General features: G+C 62.8%; 8 protein-coding genes. All 8 read right to left on the bottom strand.

The window, feature by feature from the left end:
- Nucleotides 1-434, bottom strand: a 434-nt coding sequence (locus tag AUC71_RS10640; protein ID WP_280139306.1) for a ribosomal RNA small subunit methyltransferase A, incomplete at its 3' end; no start/stop codon positions are given.
- A gap of 5 nt (nt 435-439) precedes the next feature.
- On the bottom strand, nt 440-1453 hold the full coding sequence (locus AUC71_RS10635) for a 4-hydroxythreonine-4-phosphate dehydrogenase PdxA (RefSeq protein WP_425283381.1): 1014 nt from the start codon (nt 1451-1453) through the stop codon (nt 440-442).
- Between the two features lie 29 nt (nt 1454-1482).
- A complete protein-coding gene (locus AUC71_RS10630) occupies nt 1483-2421 on the bottom strand; it encodes a SurA N-terminal domain-containing protein (protein ID WP_141701609.1) in 939 nt (312 codons plus the stop codon).
- Nucleotides 2414-2725, bottom strand: a complete 312-nt coding sequence (locus tag AUC71_RS10625; RefSeq protein ID WP_069624244.1) for a hypothetical protein — start codon at nt 2723-2725, stop codon at nt 2414-2416. The genes AUC71_RS10630 and AUC71_RS10625 overlap by 8 nt, the downstream gene beginning before the upstream one ends.
- Nucleotides 2722-4401, bottom strand: a complete 1680-nt coding sequence (locus AUC71_RS10620) for an LPS-assembly protein LptD (RefSeq protein ID WP_069624243.1) — start codon at nt 4399-4401, stop codon at nt 2722-2724. The genes AUC71_RS10625 and AUC71_RS10620 overlap by 4 nt, the downstream gene beginning before the upstream one ends.
- Nucleotides 4398-4802 carry an LptA/OstA family protein gene (locus tag AUC71_RS10615; protein ID WP_069624242.1) on the bottom strand — a complete coding sequence of 135 codons (405 nt, stop codon included), beginning with the start codon at nt 4800-4802 and terminating at the stop codon, nt 4398-4400. Before AUC71_RS10615 ends, AUC71_RS10620 begins: the two co-directional genes overlap by 4 nt.
- 49 nt (nt 4803-4851) lie before the next feature.
- Nucleotides 4852-5907 carry an LPS export ABC transporter permease LptG gene (gene lptG, locus AUC71_RS10610; RefSeq protein WP_244500905.1) on the bottom strand — a complete coding sequence of 352 codons (1056 nt, stop codon included), beginning with the start codon at nt 5905-5907 and terminating at the stop codon, nt 4852-4854.
- 8 nt (nt 5908-5915) lie between these two features.
- Complete coding sequence (gene lptF / locus AUC71_RS10605; RefSeq protein ID WP_083238277.1) at nt 5916-7220, bottom strand: LPS export ABC transporter permease LptF; 1305 nt, start codon at nt 7218-7220, stop codon at nt 5916-5918.
- Between the last annotated feature and the right edge of the window lie 320 nt (nt 7221-7540).

Below are 7540 nucleotides of genomic sequence, written 5' to 3'. Positions count from 1 at the left end.
CCATGGAGCCATTGCGACGTCTTGAGCCAGGAGATGAGAAGCGGGGTGCCGACGCTATAGGGCAGGTTGGCGACGAGGCGCGCACGGGCGCCGAGAGGCAGGGCCGCGTAGTCGATCTCACGCGCATCGCCGGCAACGATCTCCAGCCGGCCCGGATAGGCCGCGGCAATCTCTTGGAGCGCCGGAACGCAGCGTTCGTCGCGCTCGATGGCGATGACCTTTGCCGCGCCTTCCAGCAGCAATGCGCGCGTGAGCCCGCCCGGCCCGGGTCCCACTTCGACCACGGTGACGCCCTCGAGCGGGCCCGCGGCCCTGGCAATGCGGCGGGTCAGATTGAGGTCGAGCAGGAAGTTCTGGCCGAGGCTCTTCTTGGCGGTGAGGCCGGCGGCACGGATCACATCGCGCAGAGGGGGCAGGCCGTCGGGTGTGGTCACTTGGGTCAGGCCTCGTCGGTGGCGGTCTCGCTCATGGCGGAGGCCAAGCGCAGCGCCTCGATGAGACTGCGCGGATTGGTTTTACCGGTGCCGGCGATGTCGAAAGCGGTGCCGTGGTCCGGCGAGGTCCGCACGAAGGGAAGCCCCAGCGTCACGTTCACCCCCTCCTCGAAGGCAAGCGTTTTGAAAGGCACCAGTGCCTGGTCGTGATACATGCAGATCGCCGCGTCGTAACGCTGGCGCGCGGCCTCGTGGAACAGCGTGTCGGCGGGGTAGGGCCCCGACACGTCGAGACCTTGGGCTTGCGCTTCGGCGATGACCGGCTCGATGATTTCCACCTCTTCGCGGCCGAGGCTGCCCTGTTCGCCGGCGTGAGGGTTGGGGCCGCTGACCGCGAGCCTCGGCCGGCCGTAGCCGAAGAAGCGGCGGAGATCGCGGTCGGTGATCTTGATGGTCTCGGCGAGCAAGTCTCGCGTGAGCGTGCGCTCCACGTCCTCAAGGGATGTGGATGGTCGCCGGCACCACCTTGAACGGACCGGCCACCAGCACCGGGAGGAGCGGGGTGGCCTCGGCGGAGGCCAGCGAGGCGAGATATTCCGTGTGTCCCGGAAACGCGAAGCCTGCGCGATAGAGATGCGACTTCGACACTGGTTGGTGACCACCGCACGGGCCTCGCCCTCTTGCACGAGGCCGACCGCGGTCTCGATGGAACGTTTGACGGCGTCCATGGCCTCGAGGCTCGGTTGTCCCGCCACGACGGAGCCCGAGACCGCTAGGGGTAGTACGGGAAGGGCATCGGGGAAGATCTGGGCGGCGTCCGCGGGCGCCGCAATCTTAGCGATGGGAATGGACAGGCCGAGCGTCTCGGCACGCTCGGCGAGCACGGTCTCGTCACCGATCAGGACGAATGGCGGTATCGCCTCGCGGTTCCGTGCGGCAAAGGCGAGTAGGGTGACGTCGGGCCCTATTCCGGCGGGATCCCCGAGGGTGAGGGCGAGCGGTTTGGCGGTAGGACCCATGAATCAAGGGCCTAGCATGAAAATCGACGTCAGCGGTATTCGATGAAGGCGTCCTGTCGGAGATCGCGCAAGAGGCGCTCGGCGCGGATCATCATCTCCTCGTTCATGAGTTTCCGCTGGGCCGTCTCGCGGATCGAGCCGTCGCTCGTGACCGCCCGGTTGCCGCAAACCGCGTAGAGCTCGACCCCCGAGTGCGACACGGTGGGCGGGGTCATTTGTCCGACCTTCGCGTTCTGAACCAAGAGCCGGGCGGGCTGGGCGAGGTTCGTGGCCTGCTGCTCGAGCAGCGTTTTGACCGTCGCCCCTTCAACACCCTTGGCCATATCGGTGACGTTGCCGCAGCCGGTGAACCGGGCGCGCAAGGCCTCGGCCGCGGCCAGCTTGGCGGCAAGGACGCGCTGGTCGGCGCCGCTGGGAAGTTCCAGCCTCACCTGCTCAACGCGCACAGAGGATTGCTCTTCGTCTTCGCCGGAATCGGCCAAGGCCTGATCGACGTCGGCCTCGCCAATCTGAACCCTCGCGGGCGAATTTCTGCCGGACCACGCTTTGCCAGACGAGCTGCGCCCGGATGCGGTCCTTGAGGGTCTCGTTGCGCCCGCCTTGCCGAGAGCCGTGGTGAGGCCGGCGACGTCGAGATTGTTCTTGCTGGCCATGTCCTCGATGATTTTGGTGACGTCCTCCTCGTCCGGCGTGACGCCGAGCTTCCGGCCCTCCTGCATTTGAAGGTGCTCGTCGATGATCATGTCCGTCGACTTCTTCTTGAGCTCGGGACTCGGCTGCTCCTTCGTGGTGAGGGCCAAGAAGCGTTCACGTTGCGCGATGTCGTAATCCGAGATCGGCTCGTCGTTGACCAGGATCTTGATGGAAACTTCCTGGGCACGGCCCGGGAGCGCGGCGAGCAGACCTGCGGACACGAGGACGGCGAAAAGCGCGAGACCGCGCACCATAGAGAGGGCCGCGCTACTCATTGAAGTCCGATCCGTCCGCGCCGAACGTGCCGAAAGCTTCGGTGGCGACGGAGTAGGTACCCAGATATTTCAGGGCGAAGTTCACGAGGAAACGCTGATCCGGCTCGATGTCCTGATCCTTGATGAAGGACCGCTGATAGGTGACGTCGATCTTGAAGCAGTCGTCCTGGTAGCGCAGGCCAAGACCGTCGGTGATGGTCTGCTCCTCCTCGATGTCGTAACGCAAATTGCCGAGCGCCCACCATTCGTTGGTGATAGCAAGCGCACCGCCCAGAACAATTTCTTCGCGGTCATTGTTGCTCACGATACGAGGCGGCGCTCCGCCCGTAACTTCGCCGGGCACGTCCGCATAGTTGACGCGCGCTTGCACCGGACCGTAGCGAACCCAAGACCCGAGATCGGTACGCTCGACATCGAAGGTGTCCTGGTCGAAGCGTTGCTGCGCGGTGAAGGAGATGTTCTCGGTCGCCTGCAAGTAGCGCCCGAGACGTAGTCGGAGGTATCGGTCGCAAGGCCGCTGGTTCTGTAGAAGTCGGTGTCGAACTCGTTCTGCCCGGCGAGTTGATAGCTCTGACCGAATACGGCGCGGGCATAGGCGCCCGAGATGAGTTGTGCGGTGTACCGCACGCCAACATTGGCGCGGGTGCCGGTTTCGATGCGGTCATAGCCGGAGAACTTGTCGATATCGAACAGGATCGTGTCGTCGAACACGAGGCTCAAGGCATCCTCGTTGGGAATTTCCTGCTGGTCGCCGAGAGAGTCGGGCCGCGCGATGATCTGTCCGATCGGCTCCAAGGTATGGGTCACGGTGCCGGTCGTCGTGATGAACGGATAACGATATTCCATGCCGCCGACGGCGTTGCCGCGCCAGATCGCGCCGTCTTCCGGATTCGCGGTCACGAGGTCCTCGCTGCCGCTTAGCTCGAGCACGCTGGGCTCGTCGACGCTGTAGACGTCGCCGCGCAGGCGTCCGAACGGCGTAAACACTTGGCCGATACCGTCGATCAGTTGGCGCCGCCAGTTCGCCTCCATGATGAACCGGTTCGAGTCGGTGCCGTCCTCGCTCGAGAACACCATGACGTTGGAGTTGAAGCTGAGCTCGCCGCCGACAATCGGAGTGTCGACGATGTAGTCGTAATCGATGATCGGATAGACCGTGGCCTCGGAAAACTCCTCATCGGGTGCGAGCAGGCTTTCCGTATTGTAGAACCGCGTGGAGAAGTAATTCCGGTCGTGGAGCCCCTCCAAATAGACCTGTGAGACGCGGTCTGTCTTCAGCCGGGAGTCGAGGTTGTAGTAGCGGCGGAACGTGTCGTCGGTCTCGGCGAGGATGTCCCAGCCGAAGGAATAATACGGGTCGATGGCGAACCGGCCCTGGGTGTTGATGCTGCCGCGGAAATCGTCGCCAAAGGCCGGGCTGGTAATGTCGGTGTCATTGTCGAACACGCCGGCAAGCTCGACACGATAACCGCCATTGGACGTGCGCTGGCGCCAATCGCCGAGCAGCAACGTTCCGGCCTTCTCCGTCCACATCGGGGCGAAGGTGAAATCGTAATGATCGGAGAGGGCGAAGTAGTAGGGGATCTGCACCGAGTTGCCGAGCTCGTCGGAGTGGCTGTAGCTCGGAATGAGGAAGCCCGACTTGCGCTTCACCGTCGGGTCGGCGGTCTGGAACCAAGGGGTCCAGAGAACCGGCACGCCGAAGAACTCGAAGGCGGCGTCGTTGTAGACGATCTTGGCCTGATCACGCTTGTGGGTGATCTTGCCCGCGCGGATGCGCCAGGTGGGCGGTTTGCTCGGATCTTCCTCGCAGAGCTTACAGGGGGTGAACCAGCCCTTGCGGAACACGGTGACGTTGCCGGCCTCGCGCGAAGCGGACTCCGCGACGATGCGCGTGTCGTCCTTGGTGACGAATTTGAGGGCGTCGACGAAGCCGTCGCGGAAGTCGTCGGTTAGGGTGAGCTGATCGGCGGTGATCACCGCGCGTCGGGGTCCTTCATGCGGACATTGCCCTCGGCGGCGAGCGTGTTCGCATTGCGATTGTAGACGACCTTGTCGGCGAGCAGCGTGTAGTTGCCGTAGTAGATCTCGACGTTGCCCTTGGCGGTGACGCGGCCGTTGTCGTTGTCGTAGACCATCTCGTCGGCCTGGAGCAGCATGGGCTCCGAGGAATCGACGTCGGGTGATTTGACGATCTGCTCGAGCCCCGTCTGCGCCTGGGCGAAAGCGGCGTTGGGGGCCGCGAACAGCGTGCACAGTGCGGCGATGAGGGCGGCGAGCGTCGTCCCGAGCGCGCCCGCGAACGGATGCCCATAAGACGTGCCGAGGCCGGGCAGAGCCCGGCGCATCACCCGTTGAATTGTCGCCGCGCGCGTCATCATCCGTCCTCTTTGTACAAGAGCACGGTCAGTGCGAGCGATGCGGCGACGATTACCGGGACCCATGCGCCGCGGCCGCCGAGGTCAGCCCCGACATGGCGAAGTTTCGCGAGATCTCGGAGAACACGAAGAACCCGAACCCCGCCGCCAATCCGAAGATCGCATTGATCTGGACATTGCCGAAGCGGAAGCCTTTGAGGGAGCACGTCGCCGCGATCAGCACCATCGTGACCAGGAGGAATGGTCGCGACAGGAGCAAGTGATACTGCACGCGGTATTGGGTTGCCGGCAGGCCGGCGCGCTCGGCGATCTGAATGAAGTTCGGCAATTCCCAGAACGAGATCGAGAACACGGTGCCGAGGCTGTCTTTCACCTGCGTCGGCGTGAGATAGGTGCTGAGCAGGTAGGTTTTGTAGAACGCCGGCTCTTGGCCGACGGAACTGACCCAGACCTCCTGAAGCTCCCAGCGGCCATGCTTGAGCACGGCGCGCTTCGCCTCGATGCGTTCCGTGAGCTCGTGCTTGGCGTCGTATTGGAAGACGCTGACGCCGTTCAGCTCGAGGCCTTGATTGAGAACTTGCAGCGCATGCACGACCGAGGGACCGTCGGCGCCGTCTTCACGAAGCCATGCGCCCGAGCGCTTGTTCGTTTGCAGGAACGAGTCACCCTTGCCGAAGGCGGCCGCGTAGATGCGTTCGGCTTCGGAGCGCGCCGTCGCGGCCACGGGGTTGTAGAGCAGCACGAAGAGCACACCGAGAAGGAAGGCGACCGCCATCGCGGGCAAGGTGAATTGCCAAACCGAAATGCCGGCGGCACGCAACACGACGAGTTCCGATGAGCGGCTCAGCATCAGGAAGATCGCGATCGTGCCGATGAGAACGGCGAAGGGCAGGGTGAGTTCGGAGAATGAGGGCAAGCGCAGAAGCGTGATCCACGCGAGAAGAATTCCGGACACGTCGCCGGAGTACTTACCGGAGCGACGTAGCATCTCGATGAAATCGACGAAGAAGATCAGCACGCAGCAGATCAGGAACATCGCCACCATGGCGACGAGAAACCGCGCTGAAAAGTAGCGCGCAAGCGTTCCCCCGGCACTGATGCCCCGCATCTGCGCTCTCACTCTGCCTGCATCCCTCTACCGGCCCAAAACCTTATGTTTTTTAGCTGAAGCTTGAGCTCAAAGTTCAGCTTGGACCGCAATTCTGGCGACATTCTAACCTGCGCCACCCATGCCGCAATCAGAATCGCCCCCACCGGAATAGCATATACGAGGACCACGGCCCACGCATTGAGAACGACGAGATTGTTGGCGGTCAGGCCGGCGACTCTGAGGCCGATCGCGAGCCCGAAAGCCGTTAGAATCTGGCCCCATCTATTCTCTCGAGTGGTCCGCGCCTGACCCATCAGCGCAATCGCGACGAAGATGAAAACAAGTGGATATAAAGGTGTCGACAGACGTTCATGTAATTCCGCCCGCAGCAAACCATAGTTGTTCTGAGCGATCTTGTCGTCGTCGGGAGGATATATGAGCCCGCCCATGGAACGCTCTTTGGGGCGAAGTTCTTTTCCAGAACTATCCTTGGGAGCGAACTCCGAGATATCCAGCATGTTCTGATCGAAGGCGATGATTTGCACGGCTTTATCTTTGTCTTCGGCATTATAGCGGTGCACGTAACCGTCGAGCATAACCAGGTAATTGCCGTCATCATTGGTAAGGATGCGGCCGCGCTCGGCGAGATAGCTCATGACTTGCTTGCTGTCGCGCTCGTCTTGGACCAGGAGCCCGAGGAGCTCGCCGCTCTGGCTGCGGTCGCGGATATGGAAGGTGAGGCCGCTCTCGGGGCTGGAAAATCGTCCTGGTTGAAGGACTTGCGAGATCAGGTCGGCCCGGACCTGGGTGATGAAGTCGCGCAGCGCCCGCATGCAGGCGGGGTTGAGCAACACGTTCACCAGCAGGATCACGACGCTGACGATGGCGGCGAGGGCGATCAGGGAGCTGCAGAGCCGCCACACCGTGGCGCCGGCGGCCGTCATGACGATGATTTCGCTGTCGCCGTTCATGCGGTCGAGCGTGTAGAGGGCGGCCATGAGCACCGCGTTGGGCGCGATCAGCGTCATCAGGCTCGGCAGGCTGAGCATGGTCATCTGGAAAAACAGCACCAGGCCTTGGCCTTGCGAGGTGATAAGATCTAGCTCTTTCAATGCTGTAGCGAGCCAGACGATGGCCGTCAGCGTCAGCAGCATGACGAGAAACGCGTTCGTCACCTGCCGAAACATGTATCGGCTGAAGAGCGTCATCACCCGTTTTTCCGACTGTCCCCGAATGGCCCTTCGGCCGGCCCCCAAGACGCCCGAAACGGCATCAACCGGCTGGTACCAATTGTGAATCTGACCAGTCCAAGATGGCGGAATTTCGGCCATTTCGAATGGCTTGCTTTCGCCCGGCGCAGGACTTAGGTAGGGCGACGTATTTCCTGCCGCTGTTGCAAAACTGCACCACGGGCGCGCGGGCGCCGCGCTGAGACGGTGTGCTTTTGTCCGGCCCTTGGTGCCCGGCGGCGCGACCTCATCGATGGAGCTTGCCGTGACCGATCAGACCGTCCTGTCCTTTTCCAGCCCTTCCACTGCCGGCGACGCGTCGCGGTGGTGTTCGCAGAGGAGGGCGGCAAGTCACGCCCGCGGCCCAGGATCTCGACAAGAAGACCAAGGGGCTTCTGACCAAGGCGGCGCAGATAATCACG

The sequence above is a fragment of the Methyloceanibacter marginalis genome (assembly GCF_001723295.1).
GTDB classification, from domain to species: domain Bacteria; phylum Pseudomonadota; class Alphaproteobacteria; order Rhizobiales; family Methyloligellaceae; genus Methyloceanibacter; species Methyloceanibacter marginalis.
The sequence above is the reverse complement of the archived record's forward strand: the minus strand, read 5'-3'. Positions and strand labels throughout refer to the sequence as shown.